A 23118-nucleotide genomic window follows, 5' to 3' on the forward strand; every position below is an offset into this window, starting at 1 on the left:
CTTACCAGCTGTAGCCGGCCTTGGCGTAGTAGTAGCGGCCGTTGAAGCCGTTCGGCGCCCAGCCGCTGTACGGGTTGATGCCGTTGTTGTTGAGATTGCCGGCCGACGTGACCTGGTCCGGATAACGGTCGGTCACGTTGTCGATGCCCGCGCTCAGGCGCCAGTTCTTGCTCAGCTTGACGCTGGCCGACAAGTCCAGCACCCACTGCGGATCGTAGGTCTGGTCTAGCGCCGCGTTATTCTGCGGCACGGTGAAGCTGCCGTAGCGCGTGACCACCGCGCGCGCGCCCCAATTCCCCTGCGTCCAGTCTGTCGCCAGGCTGAACTTGTCCTTGGGCGAGCCGACCGTGATGCGGTTGATGGACTGGCGGTCGATCAGGGTCAGGCCGTTCGCGGTCAGGATCGCCGGGTTGGCGTTCACATGCTCCAGCGAGGTCTTGTTGTGGTTGTAGGCGGCGGTGAAGTCGAAGCGGCCGGCCTTGCTGCTCTCCCAGCGATAGGTGCTCAGGATGTCGACGCCGGTGGTGCGGGTGTCGATGGCGTTGGTGAAGTAGCGGCCCGCGCCCACCAGCAGGCCCTGCCTGGCCAGCGTGTCCTTCAGCGCCTGGTTCAAGGTCATATTGGCCGACAGCGCGATGCGGTCGTCGATGTCGATGCGGTAGGCGTCGATGCTGGCGGTCCAGTTGCGGGTCGGCTGCAGCAGGACGCCGAGGCTGTAGTTGCGCGCCTTCTCGGCCTTGAGCGGCGTCGCGCCCAGCGCGGCGGCGGCGGCGCTGCCGACGGCGAAGGTGCCGGTCTCGATCGGCGTGTTGACGCCGTTCACCACCGAGAAGTTGGTGGTGGTGATGGTGTAGAACTGCTGCGCCAGCGATGGCGCGCGGAAGCCGGACGAGGCGGTCGCGCGCAGCGACACCGCCTCGTTGAAGGCGTAGCGCGTCGACGCCTTGGCCGAGGTGGTGTTGCCGAAGTCGCTGTAGCGCTCGTGGCGCAGCGCGGCCGAGGCCGAGAACTGCTTGGTCACCTCCGCCTCGAAGTTGGCGTAGACCGACTCGTTGTGGCGGCTGTTGCTGCCCGCGTTCACCGCGCGGAAGCCGGAGAAACCCTGGGCGCCGGTGCCGCTGTAGGAGGCGACGTCGCCGGCGCCGATCTCGTATTCCTCGCGGCGGTATTCGGCGCCCAGCGCCACCGTCAGCGGGCCGGTGAACGCTTCCACCGGGTAATCGCGCGCCACGTCCACGTTCAGCAGCGACTGCGAGTTCTTCAGCTTGCCGGCGTAGAAGTGGGTCGGGCTGTTGGCGCCGAGGTCGAGGTTGACGGTGTTGTCGAGGTCGAGCTTGAATTCATTCTGGCCGTAGTTGAGGCTCACGTCCCAGCGCCAGCCCGAGGCCTCGCCGCGCAGGCCGGTGACCAGCGCGGCGTCGGTGGACTTGCTGTTCTCCAGCGGCAGGAAGCCTTCCGGGTAGAGCGGCGAGCGGCCGAAGGTGCGCCAGGTGGCCGCCGCCGACGTGTCGCGCTGGCCGTAGTTGGCGAAGGCGTACCAGTCGGTGTTCTCGCTCACGCGGTACTGGCCGTTGACGAACAGCACGCGCGGCTTGGTTTCCGGATCGCCGAAGCGCTGGTTGACCTTGCCGTAGCGCGGGTCGGCCGGATTGCGGAAATCGGCGCCGGCGCGGTTGGTCGGGTCGCGGTCGGCGGCGTCGATGGCGATGCGCACCCAGCCATCCTCGCCGAGGTTGAAGCCGGTTGAGCCGCGCAGCGAGACTTGCTTGCCGTCGCGCTCCTGGTACTCGCCAAAGCCGATCTCGGCTTCGCCGCCGGCCGCGCCTTTCTTCAGGATGATGTTGATGACGCCGGCGATCGCGTCCGAGCCGTACTGCGCCGCCGCGCCGTCGCGCAGCACCTCGATGTGGTCGATGGCCGACAGCGGGATCGCGTTCAGGTCCACCGGCGCCGAGCCGCGGCCCTGGGTGCCGTTGACGTTGACCACGGCCGAGGCGTGACGGCGCTTGCCATTCACCAGCACCAGCACCTGGTCCGGCGACAGGCCGCGCAGTTGCGCCGGGCGCACCGCGTCGCTGGCGTCGGCGCCCGACGGACGCGGGAAGTTCAGCGACGGCAGCACGCGGCCCAGCACGGTGGCCAGCTCGGTCGAGCCGCTGGCCTGCAGCTCGCGCGTGCCGATGATGTCGACCGGCGATTCGGTGTCGACGGTGCGGCGGTTTTTGGCATAGGTGCCGGTGACAATGATGGACTGCAATTCGCCGTCAGCGGCTTGTTGCTGCGCGAAGGCGGGAATGACGATGGAGGAAATCAGGCTGGCAAGCAGAAGGGGACGTACGCGCATCGGTAAACTCGCTGTGGTATCAATAGCAAAAGGATAGCAGCGGGCAACTATGCTGCCCACTAATCGTTATGACTAATGATATTCAAGTTTTGGATAACGCGTCGCCAACGCCGTCATTCCGGCGAAGGCCGGAATCCATAGAACGCGTGGGCTGTGCTAACGCATGCGTTCTATGGGGGGCCGGCGTTCACTGGCCCGGATTGGTGATCTCGGCGTGAATCTGGTCGACTTGTTTGACGAGGTCCAGCGGCAGCTCAACATCATAGGCGTCGATATTCTGCCTGAGCTGCTCCAGGCTGGTGGCGCCGATGATGGTGGAGGCCACGAACCAGCGCGAGTAGCACCACGCCAGCGCCAGTTGGGTCGGCGTCAGGCCATGGTCGCGCGCCAGCTGGGCGTAGCGCGTGGCCGCCGCCACCGTGGCCGGGCGCGCATAGCGCGGGCTCCAGTTCGGCGGAAAGATGTTCAGGCGCCCGTGCGCCTTCGGATCATCGATGTACTTGGCGGTCAGCTGCCCGAACGCCAGCGGGCTGTACGCCAGCAGGCTGACGTTCTCGCGGTAGCAGGTCTCGTCCAGCAGGCTGGTCTCGAAATGACGCGCGGTCAGGTTGTACAGGTTCTGGATGGTGGCGATGCGCGGCAGGCCTTTCATCTCGGACTGCTTGATGAACTCGTTCACGCCCCAGCACGACTCGTTGGACACGCCAATCGCGCCGATCTTGCCTTCCTTGACCAGCTCGCCCAATGCCGCCAGCGTGTCCTCGATCGGCACACAAGCGCGCTCATGCTTGGGATTGAACACGTTGTTGCCGAACACGGGCACGTTGCGGCTGGGCCAGTGCAATTGGTATAAATCGATATGCTCGACTTGCAGGCGCCGCAGGCTGGTCTCGACCGCAGCCTGCAGGTTGGCGGCGTCGAAATTGCGCGCGCGGCCGCCGCGCAGCCAGGTCACGCTGGCGTTGGGACCGGCGGCCTTGGTGGCGATCACCACCTTGTCGCGCCGGCCGGTCTTGCTCAGCCAGGTGCCGATGTAGCGCTCGGTCAGGCCCTGCGTTTCCGGGCGCGACATCACCGGGTACATTTCCGCCGTGTCGATGAAGTTGATGCCGCGCTCGAACGCGTAGTCGAGCTGGCTGTGCGCTTCCGCCTCGGTGTTCTGCTCGCCCCAGGTCATGCTGCCGAGGCAGATCTTGCTGACGTGCAGATGGCTGTTACCCAGTTGTACCTGTTGCATATGCAGTCCTTATTGACGTACCGCGTCGGCGCAATCCTTGATCAGGGCCGGGCCGGCGTAGATCAGGCCGCTGTACAGCTGCACCAGCTGCGCGCCGCATGCCATTTTCACGCGCGCGTCGGCGCCCTGCATGATGCCGCCCACGCCGATGATCGGCAGCGCGTCGCCCAGCTCGGCCTTGAGCAGGCGGATCACGGTGTTCGAGAACTGGAACACCGGCGCGCCCGACAGGCCGCCCGCCTCGGCGCCGTGCAGCATGCCGGTGACGGCGTCGCGGTTGAGCGTCGTGTTGGTGGCGATGACGCCGTCGATCTTGTGGCGGAGCAGCGCGTCGGCGATGTTCTTGACCTGGTCGCCATCCATGTCCGGCGCGATCTTCAGGGCCAGCGGCACATAGCGCTTGTGCTGGTCGGCCAGGCGCAGCTGGGCATCCTTCAAGGTCGACAGCAGGCCGTCCAGCTCCGAGCCGCCCTGCAGCTGGCGCAGATTCTTGGTGTTGGGCGAGGAAATGTTGACGGTGACGTAGCTGGCGTAGGGATAGACCTTCTCCAGGCAGTGCAGGTAATCGTCGGTGGCGCGCTCGATCGGGGTGTCGGCGTTCTTGCCGATGTTCAGGCCCAGCACGCCGGCCTTGTCCTGATAGAAGCGCGAGGACTGCACATTGGCCACGAAGGCGTCCACGCCGCCGTTGTTGAAGCCCATGCGGTTGATGATGGCGTGCGCCTCCGGCAGGCGGAACATGCGCGGCTTCGGGTTGCCCGGCTGCGCGCGCGGCGTCACCGTGCCCACCTCGATCGAGCCGAAGCCCAGGTCGGCCAGCGCGTCGATGTAGGCGCCGTCCTTGTCCAGGCCGGCGGCGAGGCCCACCGGATTCTTGAAGGTGATGCCCATCACCGTGCGCGGATCGGCCTTGGGTTGCTGGATCAGCTTGGTCAGGCCCAGCGAGGCGGCGCGTTTCAGGGCGGGCAGGGTGAAGTGGTGGGCGGCTTCGGCGTCCATCGAGAACAGCAGCGGACGGGCCAGGGAGTACAGGAATTTGTTGGACATGGGGCGCTCTGGTTATAGTTCGCCCGTATTTTATCAGGCGTCCAGCACGCTCCACACGCCTTTCACGCGGGCTTCCAGCGGTTTGAAGTTGGTTTTGTAAGACATTTTCGGGCTTTCCTTGATCCAGTAGCCCAGGTAGACATACGGCAGTTTCAGCTCGCGCGCCTGCTCGATTTGCCACAGGACGTTGAAGGTGCCGTAGGAGGCGCCCTCCACGTCCGGGTCGAAGAAGGTGTACACCGAGGACAGGCCGTCCGACAGCACGTCGATGATGCTGACCATGCGCAGCGTGCCGCCCGGCTCGCGGAATTCCACCAGCCGCGTGTTGACGCGGCTTTGCAGCAGGAATTGGGCGTACTGGTCGCGGCTGTCCTGGTCCATGCCGCCGCCGGCGTGGCGCTTGCTCTGGTAGCGCAGGTAGAGCTCGTAATGCTCGTCGGAGAACGACAGCGTGGCCACCCCCGCGATCAGCTCGCCGTGCTTCATCCACGCGCGCCGCTGGGTGCGGTTTGGGCGGAACTGGTCGGCCACCACGCGCACCGGGATGCACGCCTGGCAGCCATCGCAATATGGACGGTAAGTAAAGATGCCGCTGCGGCGGAAGCCGTTCTTCACCAGCTCCGAGTAGACGTCGGCGTTGATCAAATGCGAAGGCGTGGCCACCTGCGAGCGAGCCTGACGGGCGTCAAGATAGCTGCAAGGGTAGGGCGCCGTCGTGTAAAACTGCAGCGTCGCGAAAGGCAGGTCGTTCAGGTGCGTCATGCACGTCCTATCTGGCGTTTTGGTTGAGTCTTTATGCTAGCTTAACTGGCTGGCGCGAGTGGTGCAATTGGTTCCCATCCGGTGATCTGGGGCAATTCAATACTGTTGCGCAGATGCGCCAGGAATTGCGCGCGCGGCATCGGGCTGGCGCCGAGGGAGGCCAGGTGGCCGGTCTCCTGTTGGCAATCGATCATGCTTACGCCTTTGTCACGCAGGAAGCGCACCAGATAGGCCAAGGCGATCTTGGATGCGTCGGTGACGCGCGCGAACATCGACTCGCCGTAAAACATGCGGCCGATGCAGACGCCGTAGGCGCCGCCGACCAGCTCGCCGTCAAGCCAGACTTCCGACGAATGCGCATAGCCCATGCGGTGCAGTCCGGTGTAGCCGGCGATAATGTCTTCCGAGATCCAGGTGCCGGGGCCATCGCGGCGCGGCGCGGCGCAGGCGCGCATCACCTGTTCGAAGGCGCTGTCGAAGCGCACCTGCCAGCGGCCGTTTTCGGTGCGGCTGCGTTCGACCTTGCGCAGGGTTTTCTTGAGCGAATCGGAGACGCGGAAATTCGCCGTTTGCAGCACCATGCGCGGATCGGTGCTCCACCACAGGATAGGTTGCCCTTCCGAGAACCAGGGGAAGATGCCGTGCCTGTAGGCCATCAGCAGGCGCTGCGGCGACAGGTCGGCGCCGGCCGCCAGCAAGCCCGGCGCGTCCCTGGTCAGCGCCTCGGAGACGTCGGGGAACGGGGTGTCGGTATCGAGCCAGGGGATCACGTTGGTTCGATGTCAGAGCGCATATTGCGGTTGATGTCCTGGGTGTGGAAGCCGTAGCTGCCGCCTTCACGGATTTTGACGCGGTCGGCGAAGAACAGTTCCAGCGTGGTGCGGATGGTGGGGAAGGCCAGGTCGTCCCAGGGGATTTCCTTTTCCGTGAACATTTTGACGTCCAGGCTTTCCTCGCCGGGCGCGAATTCGAGGTCGAGCAGTTCGGCCAGGTAGAACATGTGGACCTGATGGACGCGCGCCACGTTGAGCAGCGTGAACAGGTTGCCAAGCTTGATATTGGCGCCGGCTTCCTCCTGGGTTTCGCGGATGGCGGCTTCGCTGGTGGTCTCGTTGTTTTCCATGAAACCGGCCGGCAGCGTCCAGTAGCCGTAGCGCGGCTCGATGGCGCGCTTGCACAGCAGCACTTTCAGTTCGCCGTCGCGCTCCCACACCGGGATCGAGCCCAGCACCATCTTTGGATTCTGGTAATGGATGGTGGCGCAGCTGCTGCACACATAGCGGGGACGGTTGTCGCCAGCCGGAATGGACAGGCTGACGGGGGAAGCGCATTCGGAACAGAATTTCATAAACAATTGCTCAAGTCGATTTTATGCTTACTTTACACCGATTGCCGTCCGCGCGGCATGTCGCGCGCGGCGCCGGCCGGGCATTTATTCGAACTATCGCGCCTGTTTTGGGGATTGATATTGCCTAAACTCCAGATCTGCCCTATAATAACGGCATCAGACGCGGGGTGGAGCAGTCTGGCAGCTCGTCGGGCTCATAACCCGAAGGTCACAGGTTCAAATCCTGTCCCCGCAACCAAATTCGAAGCCGTTGATACCGTCGGGGATCAGCGGCTTTTTCGTTTTGGCCCTCAGGGGCGAACGTCCTTTTCATCATCTTCTGGGAAAAAATTTTCGTTAAGAAGCTGATCTAATGAATATGGATTCTCTTGCGGGAAAAGTGCTGGGCTCATGTGCGTTTCGTTTGCCACAGCCATCAGAGCTCTGGGATAGTTATGCTTTACGTAGTCGTCCAGCTGGGGGCGCAGACTAGGCATGCGTTCAAGGATGTCCAGAATCCGGCTGCGATGTTCGATGATTGTGCTGACCCAGCTCCGTGAGCGCCGTAGAGGCTGAAATTGATACTTCAGCAAATGCGTCATCAAGCCACGCAAACGGCTTGCGATCTCGTTCTTGTCCTTGCGCACTTGATGCCCCAGCTCTGAGATGATGTTTTCCACATCCAGCTGATCGAATTTGCCGGCGCGGAGCAGGGCGATCTGGGTTTCGGTCCAGATCAATGTGTCGGCTTCGTAGAGGTTGTTGAGATGATCGTCCATGGGGCACCATCTTAGAACGGTGAGTGAATATCCAATTTATGCTGGATCAAATAGGGCTGCAAGCAGCCACGGCTTGGCGGATGTAGGTCACCATCGTCTGGCTGATCCAGGTCCCCTTCAGGAGCTCAGGCTCGTTGTCGTGGGCGAGGTCGAGGCGGGCTTGGAGGTCCGGGCTGTCGCCAATGCGGTCGCGTATTAATTGCTGCCACTCGCGTGCCAAGGCCTGGGATACCGGGTCTTCCGGCGGAACGCCGTTGTCCATTTGGCGTTGCAGCCTAAGTTAGAGTGCCGTTGACTCCTCTGCGGGTTTATTGCTGCCGGCGCGCAGTAAGCCCTGAAGTTACGTCAGGTTCAAGGGGAATTTAGTCACGTGGATGCAGGCTGGCCCACAGGTGGGCGGCAGCCATGGTGCGATGCGGAGCGTAAGCGGCCAGGATGGCCTCGGTGCGTTTGATGTCCGGCTTGGCGTCCTCGCCCAGCAGGGTTTGCAGTGCGGCGCGTACGGCCACGTCGCCGTGCAGCGAGCAGTCGGCGTAACCGTAACCGCGCAGCAGACCGTAGTTGACGGTCCAGGGGCCGATGCCTTTGACGGCCAGCAGGGCGGCGGAGATGTGTTCGATGGTGTTGTCGTCCGCGAGCTCCAGCCGCAGCTCACCATTGGCCACCAGGGCGGCGAGGCGCAGCAGGGTTTCGGCCTTGGCGCGCGAGAATTTGCGGCTGGTGAGGTCTTCCACCGACAGCGCCGCCGCGCCGCGCGCGTCCGGGTAGCACCACAAGCCGCTGCTGTGCTGGCGGCCGGCCAGCAGGATGAAGGTGCGGCGCAGGGCGATGGCGAACGACAGGTTGATCTGCTGGCCGATGATGGCCCAGGTCAGCGCCTCGAACACGGTGGCCGACTGCACGATGCGCAGGCCGGGCTGCCGGCGTACGAGGGCGCCGAATAGTTTGTCCTTCTTCACGAAGGCGCTGAACGGCGCGGGATCGATGCGCAGGCCAAGGATGTTCAGCACGGCCTCGCGCGCTTGCTCGCGGCCGTCCGCGCTCAGGGCGCCGTCCGCGCGGACGGTGATGCTGGCGCTGGCCGGCCGCAGCGCGATGTCCAGCACCACCGGCACGCCATCCAGCAGCACGCCCTTGCGCAGGCGTTCGTCGCTGACTTCTTCCGCCACGCTTTCGGCGTCGCGGCGGTGGAAGGCCAGCACGTCTTGCAGGCGATAGTCGGCCGGCAGTTCCAGCGTGTAGGGCTTCATGCGGAACGTGGCTTGACGCCGAAGCTGGGCCGGAAGCCCGTCACCAGCGCGGTGCCGGCGATGACGATGGCGGCACCGGCGAAGGTGTACCAGCCCACCGTCTCGCCCAGGAACAGCACGCCCCAGAGGATGCCGAACAACGGGCTAAGGAAGGTCACGGTCAGCGCCGACGACGGGCCGACGTCTTGGATCAGGCGGAAGTAGATCAGGTAGGCCACGCCGCTGCACAACACGCCCAGCGCGATCACCGCGCCCATGATGCCGACGGTCGGCTCGCCCGGCGCGGGGAAGAACGGCACCACCGGCAGCACCAGCAGCGCCGAGGTCCACATCGAGCCATGCGCGTTGGCGAACGGCTCCACCGCCTTGGCCTGCTTGGCGTAGTTGCTGGCGATGCCGTAGTTGAAGGACGCGAACAGCACCGCCGCGATGGCGATGCCGGCGCCCGGCTTGGAACTGACGTGGTCAAAGCCCACCAGCAGCGCCACGCCGGCCGTGCCCAGCGCGAGGCCGAGCAGCACCTTGCCGCTGACCATGGTGCGCGACCATACGGCGGCGATCAGCGTGCCCCACAGCGGCGTGGTGGCGTTCAGCACCGCCAGCACGGAGGCCGACAGCGTGCGCGCGGCGAACGCGAACATCAGGAAGGGCAGGGCGGAGTTGAACAGGCCGAGGATGAAGTAGTGCTTCCAGTGCTGTTTCAGGTCCAGCGATTTTTTCAGGAACACGCCGATCACCGCCAGGAACAGCGCCGCGAACAGCACGCGGTATTCGATCAGCACCGCGGCGCCCAGCACCGGCGCGGCGATCCGCATGAACAGGAAGGAACCGCCCCAGATGGCGGCCAGCAGGATAAGGCGGAGTAGGTTGGCGGTGCTCATGCGGATTCCAGAAAAAGACGTATTCTCCGGCCAGCGCGCCGATCACGCCAGTCGTTTCTTGCTTTTGAATTAAACCGCGCCGCTGTCGGCCACGCACACCGCGTCGCCGGCCTTGGTCGGCGCGGCGGCGTGCGGCACGATCAAGTTGGTCGGCACGCCGTTTTTGATCGCGGTCATTTCAGCCAATATCGAGATGGCGATTTCGGACGGCGTCTTGCTGCCGATGTATAGCCCGATCGGCCCATGCAGGCGGGCCAGCTGTTCCGGCGTCAGGTCGAATTCCAGCAGCCGTTCGCGGCGCTTGCTGTTGTTCAGGCGCGAGCCGATGGCGCCGACGTAGAAGGCGTCCGACTTCAAGGCCTCCATCAGCGCCAGGTCGTCCAGTTTCGGATCATGGGTCAGCGCCACCACGGCGCTGCGGTGGTCCAGCTTCATGTCGATCACCACGTCGTCCGGCATCTCGTGCACCAGCTGCACGCCATCGACGTGCCAGCCGGCCCGGTATTCCTCGCGCGGATCGCAGACGGTCACGCTGTAATCCATGGCCAGCGCGATCTGCGCCAGGAAGCGCGACAACTGCCCGGCGCCGATGATCAGCAAGCGCCAGCGCGGACCGTGCAGCGTGACCATGGCCTGTTCGCTGACCTGCATCTGCGCGCCCGGCGTGGCCTTGGACAGTTCCACTTCGCCGCTGCGCAGGTCGAGGCGGCGCTGCACCAGTTCATGGCGTTCCAGCCGCTCCAGCAGCTCGGCAATGCGGCTGCGCCCGGACAGCGGCTCGATCGACAGCTCGATGGTGCCGCCGCAAGGCAGGCCGAAACGGTGCGCCTCGTCGGCCGTGATGCCGTAGCTGACGATTTCCGGCACGGTGCGGCTGATGCCCTCGTTGCGCACGCGCGCGATCAGGTCGTCCTCGATGCAGCCGCCCGAGACGGAGCCGATCACCGTGCCGTCCTCGCGGATGGCCAGCGTGGCGCCGATGGGGCGCGGGCTGGAGCCCCAGGTCTTGATGACGGTGATCAGCTCGCAGCGGCTCCCGGCGGCGATCCACGCGGCGCTGGTTTTCAGTACTTCGAGGTCGATAGAGTCCATGGATGGAATATACTACGCCGGTGCCAATCTTGCAGGGAACGGATATGCCTCAAAAGGAAGACGACGGTTCGCCCAAATTCGGCCGCCTGCTGGTGGTGCTGATTTTCGCCGTGCTGGTTTGCGCCGGCCTGACCTGGCTGATGGCGACGGTCTTCCCCAACTTCCCGAACTAGATCTTGCAGGCCGCGGCCAGCGCGCTGTCGAACGCGCTGTCCGGCACGATGTCTTCCGGGTTGAATTTCTCGAACTTGTAATTCTCGATCGGCTCGCCCTTGCCCATCGCCTCGGGGTAGTAGACCTGCGCCAGCAGGGTGGTGGTGTGCTCCTCGCACGCGTACACGTGCAGCATCTTCACCGAGCGATACAGCTTGCCCTCGGGCGTTTTCTGCGGGCGTCCGTAGCTTTGCATGGACCAGACCTTGCGCGTCTTCTCGGCCTTGATCACGCTGGCCTTGTCGATGTAGAAGACGTTGCCGCCGCTGCCGCCCACCTTCATCCACTGGGCCGCCTGCGCCCAGCCGGCCGTGAGCATCAATGCGACCGCTGTTGCGGCCAGGCCTGGCTTGCGCATGGCGTTCTCCTTATGGAACCAGCGGCCGCTTGGCCGCTTGCTTGCCGCGGATTTCGGCGACGGTCTTGTCGATCACCGCCAGGCGATGCGACACGGCCGGGTGATTGGCGGTATAGCCGTTCAGCACCGTGGCCGGATACTGGTTGGCGAGGCGTTGCCAGAAGGCGCGCGCGCCCTCCACGCTGTAGCCGGCGCGGGCCACCATGTACAGCGACAGGTAGTCGGCGGCGCCATCGAGATCCTGCGGCATCGGCTTGACGCCGGCGGTGCCGATCAACATCGACAGGTCGGGGCGCACGGCCACCAGGTTGTCGATGATGCTGCCCACGGTGTAGGCCTGCTTGGTGATGGCCGCGTGCCCCAGCACATTGTGGGCGATGTCCTTGGCCAGCACATAGGCGATGGCCTCGTCGCTCTGCGCGAAGTTGACCATGCCGCGCGTGATCATCACGCGCTGGCCGTCGGAATAGGCGTTGATGTTGTCCGAATTGCCGATGTCGATCTTGAAGGCGCAGGCGCGCGTCACCGGCACCTTGAGCTGCTGGTTGTTGCCGCCGCGCGCCACCGTCAGGTCGAGCGACTGGCTGCTGCCGGCCAGCGGGCCGAGGATGGCGGCGGCCTGCGTTTCGGCGTTGGCGCCGACCGGCAGCACCTTGCCGTTGGCGGCCACCAGCGCGTCGCCCTTGCGCAGGCCGGCGCGCGCGGCGCCGCTGCCGGACAGCACGCTGGCCACTTCCAGGCGGTCGCCGTAGTTGAGCACCGCCTGCGCGGCGTCGACGAATTCGCCGGTGTAGGAATATTTGTTCTTGGCGGTGAAGCCGAGCAGGTTGCGGGCCTGCGTGCGGCACAGGTCCGCGTTGTTGATCAGCAGGGGACCGGCGATGCGGTACAGGCGGTCCTGCAGGGCCACCATCTGGCTCAGTTGCTGCCGGGCGGCGGCCATCTTGGCGGTAACCACCGGCGGCGCCTCGGTCACGCTGCTGACGACCGCCGGCGCGGGCTCCGGCGCTGCCGGCCGCGATTGGAAGGAGGAGCAGCCGGAGAGCAGCGCCGCCGCCGCAAGGGATAATGTGCCGAATTTACGCGTCTTGTTCATCCCTGTGCTCCGTCTCCATGTTATTAGTGTTTGCCAGTGCTGCCGAAACCGCCGGCGCCGCGTTCGCTGGTGTCGAATTCTTCAACTACATTAAAACCGACCTGCAGGACCGGCACGATGATCAGCTGCGCCAGGCGTTCCATCGGCTGCAGCGTGAAGGCGCTGTGGCCGCGGTTCCAGGTCGACACCATCAACTGGCCCTGGTAGTCGGAGTCGATCAAGCCTACCAGATTACCCAGCACGATGCCGTTTTTATGGCCCATGCCGCTGCGCGGCAGGATCATGGCGGCGTAACCCGGATCGGCGATGTGGATCGCCAGGCCGGTGGGAATCAGCACGGTCTGGCCGGCTTCGATCACCATCGGCGCGTCGATGCAGGCGCGCAGGTCCAGGCCCGCCGAGCCGGGCGTCGCGTACGCCGGCAGTTGGTCCTTCATGCGCGGGTCCAGGATTTTAACGTCTACGTTTTTCATTTATTTAGCGAACAAAGAGTGTTGCGAGATCCGTTTGGAGATCTCCGAAATCAGTTGGCGCGCCAGCGTCAGTTTGTCGGCGCGCGGCAGGATGGTGTGGCCGTTCTCGTCGAACAGGATGATGGTGTTGTCGTCCTGGCCGAAGGTGTGGTGGCCGATGTTCCCGACCAGCAGCGGGATGCCTTTTTTCTCGCGCTTGTCGGCGCCGAACTGCACCAGGTTCTCCGACTCGGCGGCGAAGCCCACGCAGTAGGGATGGCCGGCCAGGTTGGTGCGCGCCGCCACGGTGGCCAGGATGTCCGGGTTCTGCTCGAACTTGAGGTCGGGCGCGGTGCCGTCCGGGTTTTTCTTGAGCTTTTGCTCGCTGGCGTTGGCGATGCGCCAGTCGGCCACCGCCGCCACCGCGATGAAGATGTGCTGTTGCTCGACGTCGGCCATCACCGCGTCGTACATCTGCTGCGCGCTCTGCACGCTGATGCGCTGCACGCCGAACGGCACCGGCAGCGTGACGGGGCCGGACACCAGCACCACCTCGGCCCCGGCCTCGCGCGCGGCGCGCGCCACGGCGTAGCCCATCTTGCCCGAGGACAGATTGGTGATGCCGCGCACCGGGTCGATCGGCTCGAAGGTCGGGCCGGCGGTGATCATGATGCGTTTGCCCGCCAGGACTTTCGGCTGGAACGAGGCGATCACTTCCTCCAGCAGCTGCTCCGGCTCCAGCATGCGGCCCAGGCCCACTTCGCCGCAGGCCTGGTCGCCGGCGGCGGGGCCGAACAGGGTGATGCCGTCGTCGCGCAGCGTCTGCACGTTGCGCTGGGTGGCGGGGTTCTGCCACATCTCCACGTTCATGGCCGGCGCTATCAGCAGCGGCACGTTGCGCGGACGGGCCACGCACATGGTCGAGAGCAGGTCGTCGCAGGCGCCGTGCGCCAGCTTGCGGATGAAGTCCGCCGAGCAGGGCGCGATGACGATGGCGTCGGCGTCGCGCGTGACGTCGATGTGGGCCATGTTGTTGTTGACGCGCGGGTCCCACTGGTCGGTGTACACCGGGCGGCCGGACAGCGCCTGCATGGTGACGGCCGTGATGAAGTGGGTGGCCGCCTCGGTCATCACCACCTGCACCGAGGCGCCGGCCTTGGTGAAGGCGCGGCACAGTTCCGCCGCCTTGTAGCAGGCCACGCCGCCGGACAGGCCGAGGACGATTTTCTTACCAGTCAATTCCATCATGATGCTGCTCCGCTTATTTATTCACCCGGCGCAGTTCGTCGAGGATGAACAGGCCGGCGCCGATGCAGATGGCCGAATCGGCGACGTTGAACGCCGGGAAATGGCCGATGCCGGGCCAGTGGAAATCGAGGAAGTCGACCACGTGGCCGTAGGCGATGCGGTCGATGACGTTGCCGACGGCGCCGCCCAGGATCAGCGACAGCGCCCACGAGAACATGCGCTGGCTGCCGTTCTTCTTCAGCAGGTAGACGATGAACACCGCCGCGGCGATGCCGATGCCGGTGAAGAAGTAACGCTGCCAGCCGCCGCTGTTGCTCAGGAAGCTGAAGGCCGCGCCCTTGTTATAGGCCAGCACCAGGTTGAAGAACGAGGTGATGATTTTTTCTTCGCCCAGCTGGAAGGTCTTGGTGATGGTGATCTTGGTCAGCTGGTCGATCAGGATGACCAGGGCGGCGATGCACAGCCAAGGCGTGAGGCTCGACGAGGATTTGGTCGGGAAGATTTTTTTGGTGGCCATGTTGATCAATTTACGTAGCGGTAGCTCCGTCATTCCGGCGCCGGCGGACGGTCCGCCGGCGCGGTCCATAGAACGCTTGACTGCATGCGAAGTATGGATCCCGGCCTTCGCCGGGATGACGATGGGCGTCATATTAAGCGAACTTGCGTTTTTCGCCCGCACCAAACAGGTTGCTGTGGCAGCGGCCGCACAGGGTCGGATGGTCGGCGTGGGCGCCGACGTCGGCGCGGTAATGCCAGCAACGCTCGCACTTCTCCGCCTTCGACGGCGCCACCGCCACCGCTTCCTCCGCCTCGCCCGCCACTTCGCTCACCGACGCCAGCGAGGTGATGAAGATGAACTTCAAATCATCTTCCAGGCTCGCCAGCGCCTTGAACTTGTCGCCGGCGGCCTTGATGCTCAGTTCCGCCTGCAGCGACGAACCGATCGCGCCGGAAGCGCGCAGGTCTTCCAGCTGCTTGGTCACGTCCGCGCGCACGGTGCGCAGGGTGGCGTACTTGGCCAGCAGGGCATCCGCATCCTCCAGCGCCGGCAGCTGCCACCAGGTCTGGGTGAAGATGGTTTCGTCGCTGGCTTTCCAGCCTTCCGGACCGGCGAAGATCTCCCACGCCTCCTCGGCGGTGAAGGACAGCGCGGGCGCCATCAGGCGCAGCAGGCTTTGCGTCAGGTGGTACAGCGCGGTCTGCGCAGAGCGGCGCGACACCGACGTTACGCCGGTGGTGTACAGGCGATCCTTCAGGATGTCGAGGTAGAAGCCGCCCAGGTCTTCCGAGCAGTAGTTCTGCAGCTTGGACATCACCGGTTGGAATTCATACTGCAGGTAGTGCGCTTCGATCTCCTTCTGCAGCGCCGCCATGTTGACGATGGCGTAGCGGTCGATCTCCAGCAGCTCGGCCACCGGCACGGCATCCTTGGCGTAATCGAAGTCCGACAGGTTGGCCAGCAGGAAGCGCAGGGTGTTGCGGATGCGGCGATACGACTCGGTCACGCGCTTGAGGATCTCGTCCGAGATCGACAGCTCGCCGGTGTAGTCGGTCGAGGCCACCCACAGGCGCAGCATGTCGGCGCCCAGCTTGTTCCACACGTCCTGCGGCGCGACCGTGTTGCCGATCGACTTGGACATCTTCTTGCCTTCGCCGTCCACCACGAAGCCGTGGGTCAGCAGCGCCTTGTACGGCGGTGCGCCGTTCAGCATGGAGGAGGTCAGCAGCGAGGAGTGGAACCAGCCGCGGTGCTGGTCCGAACCTTCCAGGTACAGGTCGGCCGGGAACGCCGATTGTTCCTTGTGCGAGCCGCGCAGCACGGTCTGGTGGGTGGTCCCGGAATCGAACCACACGTCCAGCGTGTCCTTGTTCTTCTCGTATTGCGAGGCCTCGTCGCCGATCAGGTCCTTCAGGTCGAGCGACTGCCAGGCGGCGATGCCGTCCTTTTCGATCAGCTGCGCCACCTGCTCCAGCAACTCCGGGGTGTGCGGGTGCAGCGCGCCGGTTTCCTTGTGGACCACGAAGGCCATCGGCACGCCCCATTGGCGCTGGCGCGACAGGGTCCAGTCGGGACGGTTGGCGATCATGCCGTGCAGGCGCGCCTTGCCCCAGTCCGGGAAGAACTGGGTGTCCTCGATGCCTTGCAGCGCGGTCTGGCGCAGGGTCGGGCCGCCGTCCTTCGGATGCGCGTCCATGCCGGCGAACCACTGCGAGGTGGCGCGGTAGATGATCGGCGACTTATGGCGCCAGCAGTGCATGTAGCTGTGATCGAACATCTTCAGTTCGAACAGGGCGCCGGCCTCCTTCAGCGCGTTGCAGATCGGTTTCGAGGCGTCCCAGATGGTCATGCCGCCGAACAGCGGCAGGGTGGAGGCGTATTTGCCGTCGCCCATCACCGGGGTCAGGATCTTGTCGTCCTTCATGCCGTGCGCGCGGCACGAGATGAAGTCGTCCAGGCCGTAGGCGGGCGCCGAGTGCACGATGCCGGTGCCGCTGTCGGTGGTCACATAGTCGGCCATGTAGACCGGCGACAGGCGGTCGTAGAACGGATCGGCCGCGTACAGCGGATGGCGGAAGCTGACGCCGTCGAAGGCCGCGCCGTGGCAGGTGCCGATGGTGGTGCCTTCCAGCTTGTAGCGCGCCAGGCAGGATTCCACCAGATCTTGCGCCAGGATCAGCAGCAGCGGCTGGCCATCGCGCTCGGTCTGCACCAGCGAGTAGATCACTTCCGGATGCACGTTCAGCGCCTGGTTGGACGGGATGGTCCACGGGGTGGTGGTCCAGATCACCAGGAAGCCGTTATCGGTCGGCAGCTTGTCCAGGCCGAAGATCTGCGCCAGCTTGGCGGTGTCGGCGAACTTGAAGCCGACGTCGATGGCCGGATCGCGCTTGTCCTTGTACTCCACTTCCGCCTCGGCCAGCGCCGACTGGCAGTCGAAGCACCAGTTGACCGGCTTCAGGCCGCGATAGACATAGCCTTTTTCCAGCAGCTTGCCGAGGGCGCGCAGTTCGTCGGCCTCGTTGGAGTAGTTCATGGTCAGATAAGGGTTCTGCCATTCGCCCAGCACGCCCAGGCGGATGAAGTCCTTGCGCTGGCGCTCGACCTGCTCGTGCGCATAGGCGCGCGCCTTGGTCAGCACCTCGGCGGTCGGCAGGTTCTTGCCGTATTGTTTCTCGATCTGGATCTCGATCGGCATGCCGTGGCAATCCCAGCCCGGCACGTAGGGCGCGTCGTAGCCGGCCAGGGTGCGGGCCTTGACCACCATGTCCTTCAGGATCTTGTTGACGGCGTGGCCGATGTGGATGTCGCCGTTGGCGTACGGCGGACCGTCGTGCAGAATGAATTTGGGACGGCCGGCGGCCGCCTTGCGCACGCGCTCGTAGATTTTCTTGTCTTGCCATTGCTTGACCCAGTTCGGCTCGCGCTTGGCCATATCGCCGCGCATCGGGAACGGGGTTTCGGTCATGTTGACCGGGTATTTACTCTCTGGCTTCTTTGCTGGTTTGTTATCGGACATGGTATGCGTTCAGTGATTTATTCGGGTGTTCTGTGTAGCCGGCGCTCGTAGCTGATCGCGCGGTCAAATTCGGTCGGTGGCGCGCTTGGCGAAGAAGGCGCGGGCGATGTCGGCGTCGCGGTGTATCGCGGCCGTCAGGGTCGGCAGGTCGACGTATTTTTCCTCGTCGCGAATCTTTTGCAGGAATTCGACGCGCACCTGCTTGCCGTAGCAGTTCTGCGCGAAGTCGAACACGTGCACCTCCAGCAGCACGCGGCCGCTGTCGTCGACGGTGGGGCGCACGCCCAGGCTGGCCACGGCGGGCAGCGGCTGTTCGCCCAGGCCGTGCACCTGCACGATGAAGATGCCCGACAGCGCCGGGCGGTGCGGCACGCGCAGGTTCAGGGTCGGGAAGCCCAGCGTGCGGCCCAGTTTCTGGCCGTGGATCACATGGCCGGAGATGGCGTAGGGGTGGCCCAGCAGCGCCTCGGCGTGCGGGAAATCGCCTTCGCTCAGCGCGGCGCGCACGGCGGAGGAGGAGATGCGGGTGCTGCCGTTCATCACGGTCGGCAGGGTCTCGACGTGGAAGCCGTATCGCTGGCCGGCCTCCAGCAGCATCTGCACATTGCCGGCGCGGCGGGCGCCGTAGCAGAAATCGTCGCCCACCATCAGCCACTTCACGTGCAGGCCCTCGACCAGCACTTTCTCGGTGAACTCCTGCGGCGTCAGGGCGGCGAAGGACGAGGAGAAGTGCTCGACGATGACGCGGTCGATGCCGTTGTCGGACAGCGATTGCAGCTTGTCGCGCAGGTTGGCGATGCGGGCAGGGGCCTTGGACAGGTCGCCGGATTTCTGCGCGAAGAATTCGCGCGGGTGCGGTTCGAAGGTCATCACGGCCGCTTCCAGGCCCAGGCGGTCGGCGGCGGCGCGCACGCGGGCCAGCAGGGCCTGGTGGCCGAGGTGGACGCCGTCAAAATTGCCGATCGTGAGCGCGCAGGGCGCACGCGCCGCTGCATTGGGTAGACCTCGAAATACCTTCATGGGAATCTGGGGAAAACTATCGCAAATAAGGGATTATACGGGCAAACCCTCAAAGCGAAAAAAAAGCGCCGCCGGCGGGCCGGACAGCGCTTTCGGTATCAGCCTGGCCGAATTACATCGGACGGTTGATGTTCAGGGTCCAGTAGCGGGCGAGGTCGGCGGTGCCGTCCGTGCCTTTCACCGATTTCAGGGTGTTCAGCGCGGCCGCTTTCTTGCCGGCAATGTTCTGAGCGATGCCCAGGTGCAGCTTGATGGCTTCAGGATTCTTGCCGGTGCCCAGCTTCACAGCCTGTTCCATCAGCGGCAGGCCCTTGTCGGCCTTACCCTCGGAGACCAGGGCGAAGCCCAGGTTGGCCAGGGCGTCGGCGTCCTTGGCCTTCTCGGCCTCGGCTTGCGCGGTGGCGACCTTGGCGTCGAACTCGGTCTGGGTCTTGGCGGCCAGGTCTTTCAGGCGCTGGTGACGGGCGGCGTCGCTGCCGGTGCCCAGGGCGCCCTTCTTGTAACCCTGGTCGATGATCTTGATGGCTTCGGCCGGGTTGCCGGCCTGCAGGGCCAGCTGGCTCATTTCCATGTAGTCGGCCGGCTTGGTCAGCAGGCCGTTGACCAGGCGCAGCCGCAGCACGTCCAGCGACAGGGTCGAGGAGAAGCCCGGCTTGCCCGACACGCGGTTCAGCAGGTCGGTCCAGTAGCTGGCTTTCGGGTAGGAGCCGGCCAGTTTTTCCAGGGTCTGCACATAGCCGGCCTTGTCGTTCTGCTTGAGCTGGATGTTGGCCAGCATGCCCAGTTGGCTTTCGCTCAGGTTCTTCGAGCTTTGCAGTTCCTTGGCGGCCTCGGCGTACTTGCCGGAGGTGTAGTAGATCTGGATCAGGTATTCGTGCGCCTGGGTGTTGCCCGGGTTGTCCTTCAGCACGCGCTGGAAGGCGGTGATGGCTTTGGGGTAGTCCTTGGCGCGGTAGTAGATGCCGGCCAGGGCTTCAGCGAATTTGGGGGTTTCGGCAGCGGACAGCTTGCCGGAGTTCAGCACCGATTCAAAGGCCTTGGCGGCGGCGTCGTTGTCGCCTGCGGCAGCCGCGGCCGATGCGCGGGTGCGCTCGATCAGATAAGTTTCGTTGGCGGTTTTGCCGCCGACAGCGTCGGTTTCCTTCAGTTTTGCCAGCGCTTCCTTGTTCTTGCCGGCGGCGGCCAGTTTCTGTGCTTCTTGCAGTGGCTTGCCGATTTCAGCGCGTACCGACTCGGCGGCGTACGCTACCGACGACAGGCCGGCGAGAGGGGCTGCTGCGGTAAAACCAATGGCGGCCATTACCAGGCCGAGATGAGCGAGACGAAACTTGGTCATGGGTGAGTTTTCTTTCATCAAAAAACGAAAATAGGCAGGAAGAGGTCCTGCCTATCATTGTACATGGGACGGATTACTGGAACTGTTCGTTACCGACCAGACCAATCTTGGTCACGCCCAGACGCTGAGCCGAAGCCATCACGCCTGCGACTACTTTGTACGAAACCAGCTTGTTCGGACGCAGATGCACTTCCGGCTGGTCAGCTTGCGCTGCGACATCGGTCAGTTTCGCTTCCAGGGTGCCGCGGTCGGGAACGACCACGTTATCCCACAGAATCGTACCGTCGAAGTCGACGTCAATCGTGATCACCACTGGTTCCTTGGTAGGCGGCGGCGGGGTGCCGACCGGCATATTCAAGTTCACCGAGTGGTTGGCCTTAGGAATCGTAATGATCATCATGATAATCAGCACCAGCATCACGTCGATGAGGGGCGTCATATTCATTTCCATCATTGGTTCCGGATCCGAACCACCGCTCGATGGGGAGCCGACATTCATACTCATGGGTTGTTTCCTTTTAAGAAGGCAGACCTGGCACGCCAGGCCTGCGGTGCACTAGCCGGTGAGCTTAGCTCTTATCAGGCGGTTCGGTGATGAAGCCGACCTTCTGAATACCAGCGCGCTGGGTAGTGTAAATAACCTTGCCGATAGCTTCGTACTTGGTTTCTTGGTCACCACGTACGTGTACTTCCGGCTGCGGCAGCTTCACAGCTTCCACCTTCAGAAAATCGAACAGCTCATTGGCGTCGCGCATTTTCTTCTGATTCCAGTAGATGTCGCCATCCTTGCTCACAACGATGTTGACGTCTTCCGGCTTGGTCTGAATAACCTGGTTGATTTCCTCTGGCAGCTGGATCTTGATCAGCTTCAGAACAACCGGGCTCGTGATCAGGAAGATAATCAGCAGAACCAACATGATGTCCACGAGGGGCGTCGTGTTGATTTCCGACATGACGGTATCTTCGTCTCCGGTATCGGAGCCTACGGACATGGACATGATTAATTAGCCTACTTTTTTGGAGCCGGTTGCGGTCGACATGGCGCCCGAGATCAGTACCGAGTGTACGTCAGCCGAGAAAGCGCGCACGTCTTCCATGGCCGACTTGTTACGACGGACCAGCCAGTTGTAACCCAGAACGGCTGGAACTGCCACGAACAGACCGAAGGCGGTCATGATCAGTGCCTCACCCACCGGACCTGCCACTTTGTCGATCGAGGCGTTACCCGACATGCCGATGGCGATCAGCGCATTGTAAATACCCCAAACGGTACCGAACAGACCGATGAACGGCGAGGTCGAACCCACGGTTGCCAGGAACGACAGGCCGTCTTGCAGACGCGACTGCACTTTGTCCACGGCGCGCTGGATCGACATGGTCACCCAGGTCGACAGGTCGATTTGTTCCAGCAGGGCGCCGTCGTGGTGCGCGGTGGCCTTGGTGCCGGTTTCAGCGATGAAGCGGAATGGCGAACCTTCGGTCAGGGTAGCCGAACCAGCGGCGATCGACGATGCTTTCCAGAACTTGGCCGAGGTTTCTTTCGACTGTTTGAAGATCTTGGTCTGGTCGATCAGCTTGGTGATGATGATGTACCACGAGCCCATCGACATCAGCGACAGGATGATCAGGGTGGCGCGCGAGACGAAACCGGCTTCCCACACCGCCTTGAAGCCGTATGGGTTTTCCACTTCTTCCGCGCCACCGTGGGCGGCGGGAGCCGATGCCGCTGGTGCTGGAGCAGCAGCGTCAGCTGCTGGTGCCGCTGCCGCATCCGCTGCTGGCGCAGCTGCTGGGGCCGAAGCGGCGGCCGAGGCTTGCTCTTGCGCGAAGGCAGGGGCGCTCACCAGGGCGGTGGCTGCGGTCACCGAGAACAGCACAGCGGCCAGTACAGCGGACAAACGGGTATTCTTAAACATGCTTCCTCCAAATTGATAAAATAATCAGATCGCTGGCGTAATGACAACGAAAATTACTAATTGAGACGGTGAGTTGTCTCGGTTTTACTCCAGCGTCCAGACGTATTGCATCTGCTGCCAGCCTTCTTGTGGAACGCCGTCCACGGTTGCCGGTTTGAAGCGGCACTTCGTGATACCGGCGACAGCGGCTTTATCCAGATCCCTAAAGCCACTCGATTTCACAACCTTCGAATCCGCCACGCGACCGTCGGCGGCGATCAGGAACGACAGCTGAACGGTGCCGGTTTCCTCATTACGCAGCGACGACTTCGGCCATTCCGGCTTGGCGCAAGTGCTGAAGTCAACCACAGCGGCAGTGCGCACACCGGTTTTGGCCGGACCCGGTGGCGCTGCCGGTGGTGCTGGCGGTGCCTTCTGGATCTCGGTGGTGGCCGGCTTCACGTTGGTCGCGTTAGCGATCGTGTTGTTCGGCGGTGGTGGCTGCTGCACGTTCACCTCAACTGGCGGGATGAAAGGCGGTGGGGGAGCCTTCATCTCTGGCGGAGGTGGCGGTGGTGGGAGCTCTTTCGGTGGAGGAGGCTTCACCTCCTCGATGATCTTGGTCTCCACTGGTGCGATCATCTTATGCACCAGTCGCGTTCCCAAGCCCGTCACGATCCCATAAGCGACCAGCAAGTGCAACAAAACGACAATTGTTATGCCTGTAAAGTTCTTCCCGGTGCTTTTCTCGTTGTGCGTGAAATTCATGCCTGCTTTCTCCAATACCAACTCTCTTTGGTGCTACTTAAACCCCAAAATGGCGACACAAAACAACAGCCGCATCCGGGACGTCGGCGAATTATACATACGAATTCTTGATTTTACATAGAATTTTCATCCCTAAAACCGGTTTAATTTCATAGGGTTTTCCTATATGGTAGCGCTCACTTTGCACCGTTCTGGCTCAAACGGCAACACCGTTTGGCGCATTTTTGGGCGCCAGCGCACCATGACATTACTTAGTTTTCCCTTAAGGCCAAAAACGGAATTTTATGAGCGTAATTTTACTACGAACAGTTGATAATTTGGCCGCAGATGTTTCTTTCGCGAAATTCTTGCGGGCGCTTCTATACAAGTAGCCGTAGAAAAATGTTGACTTCCGGCTTGGCTCGTGCATTCCGCAAAAAAAACCGGGGTCAGCACGCCGTCGCTGGCCCCGGTATCGACCTTGCAAGAGCCGTGCCCGCTATCGGGACGGCTGCC

General features: G+C 63.4%; 24 protein-coding genes and 1 tRNA gene. 2 read left to right on the forward strand and 23 right to left on the reverse strand.

What is annotated here, in order from left to right:
* Position 1: 1 nt before the first annotated feature.
* From FHW83_RS05735 to FHW83_RS05760, 6 genes are all read right to left on the reverse strand, one after another.
* Complete coding sequence (locus FHW83_RS05735; RefSeq protein ID WP_176645387.1) at positions 2-2344, reverse strand: TonB-dependent siderophore receptor; 2343 nt, start codon at positions 2342-2344, stop codon at positions 2-4.
* 187 nt (positions 2345-2531) lie between these two features.
* Positions 2532-3581 carry an aldo/keto reductase gene (locus FHW83_RS05740; RefSeq protein ID WP_176645388.1) on the reverse strand — a complete coding sequence of 350 codons (1050 nt, stop codon included), beginning with the start codon at positions 3579-3581 and terminating at the stop codon, positions 2532-2534.
* A 9-nt stretch (positions 3582-3590) separates the two neighbouring features.
* Complete coding sequence (locus tag FHW83_RS05745) at positions 3591-4628, reverse strand: quinone-dependent dihydroorotate dehydrogenase (protein ID WP_176645389.1); 1038 nt, start codon at positions 4626-4628, stop codon at positions 3591-3593.
* Between the two features lie 33 nt (positions 4629-4661).
* Entirely contained in the window at positions 4662-5390 is a 729-nt protein-coding gene (locus FHW83_RS05750; RefSeq protein ID WP_176645390.1) for an arginyltransferase, read from the reverse strand.
* Between the two features lie 41 nt (positions 5391-5431).
* Complete coding sequence (gene aat / locus FHW83_RS05755; RefSeq protein ID WP_176645391.1) at positions 5432-6160, reverse strand: leucyl/phenylalanyl-tRNA--protein transferase; 729 nt, start codon at positions 6158-6160, stop codon at positions 5432-5434.
* The gene (locus FHW83_RS05760) at positions 6157-6738 is read right to left on the reverse strand and encodes an NUDIX hydrolase (protein WP_176645392.1); all 582 of its coding nucleotides are present in this window, start codon (positions 6736-6738) and stop codon (positions 6157-6159) included. Before FHW83_RS05760 ends, aat begins: the two co-directional genes overlap by 4 nt.
* Positions 6739-6899: 161 nt before the next feature.
* Here FHW83_RS05760 and FHW83_RS05765 point away from each other — a divergent pair.
* Positions 6900-6976, forward strand: a tRNA-Met gene (locus FHW83_RS05765).
* A 52-nt stretch (positions 6977-7028) separates the two neighbouring features.
* Here FHW83_RS05765 and FHW83_RS05770 read toward each other — a convergent pair.
* The 5 genes from FHW83_RS05770 to FHW83_RS05790 form a co-directional block, all read right to left on the reverse strand.
* Positions 7029-7496 carry a DUF29 domain-containing protein gene (locus tag FHW83_RS05770; RefSeq protein ID WP_176645393.1) on the reverse strand — a complete coding sequence of 156 codons (468 nt, stop codon included), beginning with the start codon at positions 7494-7496 and terminating at the stop codon, positions 7029-7031.
* A gap of 46 nt (positions 7497-7542) precedes the next feature.
* Entirely contained in the window at positions 7543-7758 is a 216-nt protein-coding gene (locus tag FHW83_RS05775; protein WP_176645394.1) for a hypothetical protein, read from the reverse strand.
* 100 nt (positions 7759-7858) lie between these two features.
* Positions 7859-8746: a DNA-3-methyladenine glycosylase gene (locus FHW83_RS05780; RefSeq protein ID WP_176645395.1), complete on the reverse strand. Its 888-nt coding sequence runs from the start codon at positions 8744-8746 to the stop codon at positions 7859-7861.
* Positions 8743-9627: a DMT family transporter gene (locus FHW83_RS05785; RefSeq protein WP_176645396.1), complete on the reverse strand. Its 885-nt coding sequence runs from the start codon at positions 9625-9627 to the stop codon at positions 8743-8745. Before FHW83_RS05785 ends, FHW83_RS05780 begins: the two co-directional genes overlap by 4 nt.
* Positions 9628-9696: 69 nt before the next feature.
* Positions 9697-10719, reverse strand: coding sequence for an XdhC family protein (locus FHW83_RS05790; RefSeq protein ID WP_176645397.1), 1023 nt, complete (start codon positions 10717-10719; stop codon positions 9697-9699).
* Positions 10720-10763: 44 nt separating this feature from the next.
* Here FHW83_RS05790 and FHW83_RS31035 point away from each other — a divergent pair, with 44 nt between their 5' ends.
* The gene (locus tag FHW83_RS31035) at positions 10764-10892 is read left to right on the forward strand and encodes a hypothetical protein (RefSeq protein WP_255490415.1); all 129 of its coding nucleotides are present in this window, start codon (positions 10764-10766) and stop codon (positions 10890-10892) included.
* On the opposite strand, the gene FHW83_RS05795 is transcribed toward FHW83_RS31035, so the two are convergent.
* From FHW83_RS05795 to FHW83_RS05850, 12 genes are all read right to left on the reverse strand, one after another.
* Positions 10889-11290 (reverse strand): surface-adhesin E family protein, encoded by a 402-nt coding sequence (locus FHW83_RS05795; protein ID WP_176645398.1) that lies wholly within the window; start codon positions 11288-11290, stop codon positions 10889-10891. The genes FHW83_RS31035 and FHW83_RS05795 overlap by 4 nt on opposite strands.
* Before the next feature lie 10 nt (positions 11291-11300).
* Complete coding sequence (locus tag FHW83_RS05800; RefSeq protein ID WP_176645399.1) at positions 11301-12386, reverse strand: M48 family metallopeptidase; 1086 nt, start codon at positions 12384-12386, stop codon at positions 11301-11303.
* Positions 12387-12409: 23 nt separating this feature from the next.
* Positions 12410-12859, reverse strand: coding sequence for a dUTP diphosphatase (gene dut, locus FHW83_RS05805; protein WP_176645400.1), 450 nt, complete (start codon positions 12857-12859; stop codon positions 12410-12412).
* Complete coding sequence (coaBC, locus tag FHW83_RS05810) at positions 12860-14083, reverse strand: bifunctional phosphopantothenoylcysteine decarboxylase/phosphopantothenate--cysteine ligase CoaBC (RefSeq protein WP_176645582.1); 1224 nt, start codon at positions 14081-14083, stop codon at positions 12860-12862. It lies immediately after the preceding gene.
* A gap of 16 nt (positions 14084-14099) precedes the next feature.
* Complete coding sequence (gene lspA, locus FHW83_RS05815) at positions 14100-14603, reverse strand: signal peptidase II (RefSeq protein WP_176645401.1); 504 nt, start codon at positions 14601-14603, stop codon at positions 14100-14102.
* Between the two features lie 133 nt (positions 14604-14736).
* Positions 14737-17604, reverse strand: a complete 2868-nt coding sequence (gene ileS, locus FHW83_RS05820) for an isoleucine--tRNA ligase (protein ID WP_176645402.1) — start codon at positions 17602-17604, stop codon at positions 14737-14739.
* Positions 17605-17667: 63 nt separating this feature from the next.
* On the reverse strand, positions 17668-18624 hold the full coding sequence (locus tag FHW83_RS05825; RefSeq protein ID WP_176645403.1) for a bifunctional riboflavin kinase/FAD synthetase: 957 nt from the start codon (positions 18622-18624) through the stop codon (positions 17668-17670).
* Between the two features lie 112 nt (positions 18625-18736).
* Entirely contained in the window at positions 18737-19960 is a 1224-nt protein-coding gene (locus tag FHW83_RS05830; RefSeq protein ID WP_229224033.1) for a tetratricopeptide repeat protein, read from the reverse strand.
* A gap of 73 nt (positions 19961-20033) precedes the next feature.
* Entirely contained in the window at positions 20034-20465 is a 432-nt protein-coding gene (locus FHW83_RS05835; RefSeq protein ID WP_218106120.1) for a biopolymer transporter ExbD, read from the reverse strand.
* A 64-nt stretch (positions 20466-20529) separates the two neighbouring features.
* On the reverse strand, positions 20530-20958 hold the full coding sequence (locus tag FHW83_RS05840; protein ID WP_176645404.1) for a biopolymer transporter ExbD: 429 nt from the start codon (positions 20956-20958) through the stop codon (positions 20530-20532).
* 6 nt (positions 20959-20964) lie between these two features.
* Positions 20965-21876 carry a MotA/TolQ/ExbB proton channel family protein gene (locus FHW83_RS05845; RefSeq protein ID WP_218106122.1) on the reverse strand — a complete coding sequence of 304 codons (912 nt, stop codon included), beginning with the start codon at positions 21874-21876 and terminating at the stop codon, positions 20965-20967.
* An 84-nt stretch (positions 21877-21960) separates the two neighbouring features.
* Positions 21961-22623: an energy transducer TonB gene (locus FHW83_RS05850; RefSeq protein ID WP_176645405.1), complete on the reverse strand. Its 663-nt coding sequence runs from the start codon at positions 22621-22623 to the stop codon at positions 21961-21963.
* Positions 22624-23118: the final 495 nt, after the last annotated feature.

Origin of the sequence: Duganella sp. SG902 (genome assembly GCF_013376005.1) — a bacterium.
Taxonomy (GTDB): Bacteria; Pseudomonadota; Gammaproteobacteria; order Burkholderiales; family Burkholderiaceae_D; genus Rugamonas.

Bases quoted from the DNA above. Each gene is read 5' to 3' on its own strand.
- FHW83_RS05735 (WP_176645387.1), bottom strand. From the start codon at position 2,344: ATGCGCGTACGTCCCCTTCTGCTTGCCAGCCTGATTTCCTCCATCGTC.
- FHW83_RS05740 (WP_176645388.1), bottom strand. From the start codon at position 3,581: ATGCAACAGGTACAACTGGGTAACAGCCATCTGCACGTCAGCAAGATC.
- FHW83_RS05745 (WP_176645389.1), bottom strand. From the start codon at position 4,628: ATGTCCAACAAATTCCTGTACTCCCTGGCCCGTCCGCTGCTGTTCTCG.
- FHW83_RS05750 (WP_176645390.1), bottom strand. From the start codon at position 5,390: ATGACGCACCTGAACGACCTGCCTTTCGCGACGCTGCAGTTTTACACG.
- FHW83_RS05760 (WP_176645392.1), bottom strand. From the start codon at position 6,738: ATGAAATTCTGTTCCGAATGCGCTTCCCCCGTCAGCCTGTCCATTCCG.
- FHW83_RS05770 (WP_176645393.1), bottom strand. From the start codon at position 7,496: ATGGACGATCATCTCAACAACCTCTACGAAGCCGACACATTGATCTGG.
- FHW83_RS05775 (WP_176645394.1), bottom strand. From the start codon at position 7,758: ATGGACAACGGCGTTCCGCCGGAAGACCCGGTATCCCAGGCCTTGGCA.
- FHW83_RS05780 (WP_176645395.1), bottom strand. From the start codon at position 8,746: ATGAAGCCCTACACGCTGGAACTGCCGGCCGACTATCGCCTGCAAGAC.
- FHW83_RS05785 (WP_176645396.1), bottom strand. From the start codon at position 9,627: ATGAGCACCGCCAACCTACTCCGCCTTATCCTGCTGGCCGCCATCTGG.
- FHW83_RS05790 (WP_176645397.1), bottom strand. From the start codon at position 10,719: ATGGACTCTATCGACCTCGAAGTACTGAAAACCAGCGCCGCGTGGATC.
- FHW83_RS31035 (WP_255490415.1), top strand. From the start codon at position 10,764: ATGCCTCAAAAGGAAGACGACGGTTCGCCCAAATTCGGCCGCCTGCTG.
- FHW83_RS05795 (WP_176645398.1), bottom strand. From the start codon at position 11,290: ATGCGCAAGCCAGGCCTGGCCGCAACAGCGGTCGCATTGATGCTCACG.
- FHW83_RS05800 (WP_176645399.1), bottom strand. From the start codon at position 12,386: ATGAACAAGACGCGTAAATTCGGCACATTATCCCTTGCGGCGGCGGCG.
- dut (WP_176645400.1), bottom strand. From the start codon at position 12,859: ATGAAAAACGTAGACGTTAAAATCCTGGACCCGCGCATGAAGGACCAA.
- coaBC (WP_176645582.1), bottom strand. From the start codon at position 14,083: ATGGAATTGACTGGTAAGAAAATCGTCCTCGGCCTGTCCGGCGGCGTG.
- lspA (WP_176645401.1), bottom strand. From the start codon at position 14,603: ATGGCCACCAAAAAAATCTTCCCGACCAAATCCTCGTCGAGCCTCACG.
- ileS (WP_176645402.1), bottom strand. From the start codon at position 17,604: ATGTCCGATAACAAACCAGCAAAGAAGCCAGAGAGTAAATACCCGGTC.
- FHW83_RS05825 (WP_176645403.1), bottom strand. From the start codon at position 18,624: ATGAAGGTATTTCGAGGTCTACCCAATGCAGCGGCGCGTGCGCCCTGC.
- FHW83_RS05830 (WP_229224033.1), bottom strand. From the start codon at position 19,960: ATGACCAAGTTTCGTCTCGCTCATCTCGGCCTGGTAATGGCCGCCATT.
- FHW83_RS05835 (WP_218106120.1), bottom strand. From the start codon at position 20,465: ATGAGTATGAATGTCGGCTCCCCATCGAGCGGTGGTTCGGATCCGGAA.
- FHW83_RS05840 (WP_176645404.1), bottom strand. From the start codon at position 20,958: ATGTCCATGTCCGTAGGCTCCGATACCGGAGACGAAGATACCGTCATG.
- FHW83_RS05845 (WP_218106122.1), bottom strand. From the start codon at position 21,876: ATGTTTAAGAATACCCGTTTGTCCGCTGTACTGGCCGCTGTGCTGTTC.
- FHW83_RS05850 (WP_176645405.1), bottom strand. From the start codon at position 22,623: ATGAATTTCACGCACAACGAGAAAAGCACCGGGAAGAACTTTACAGGC.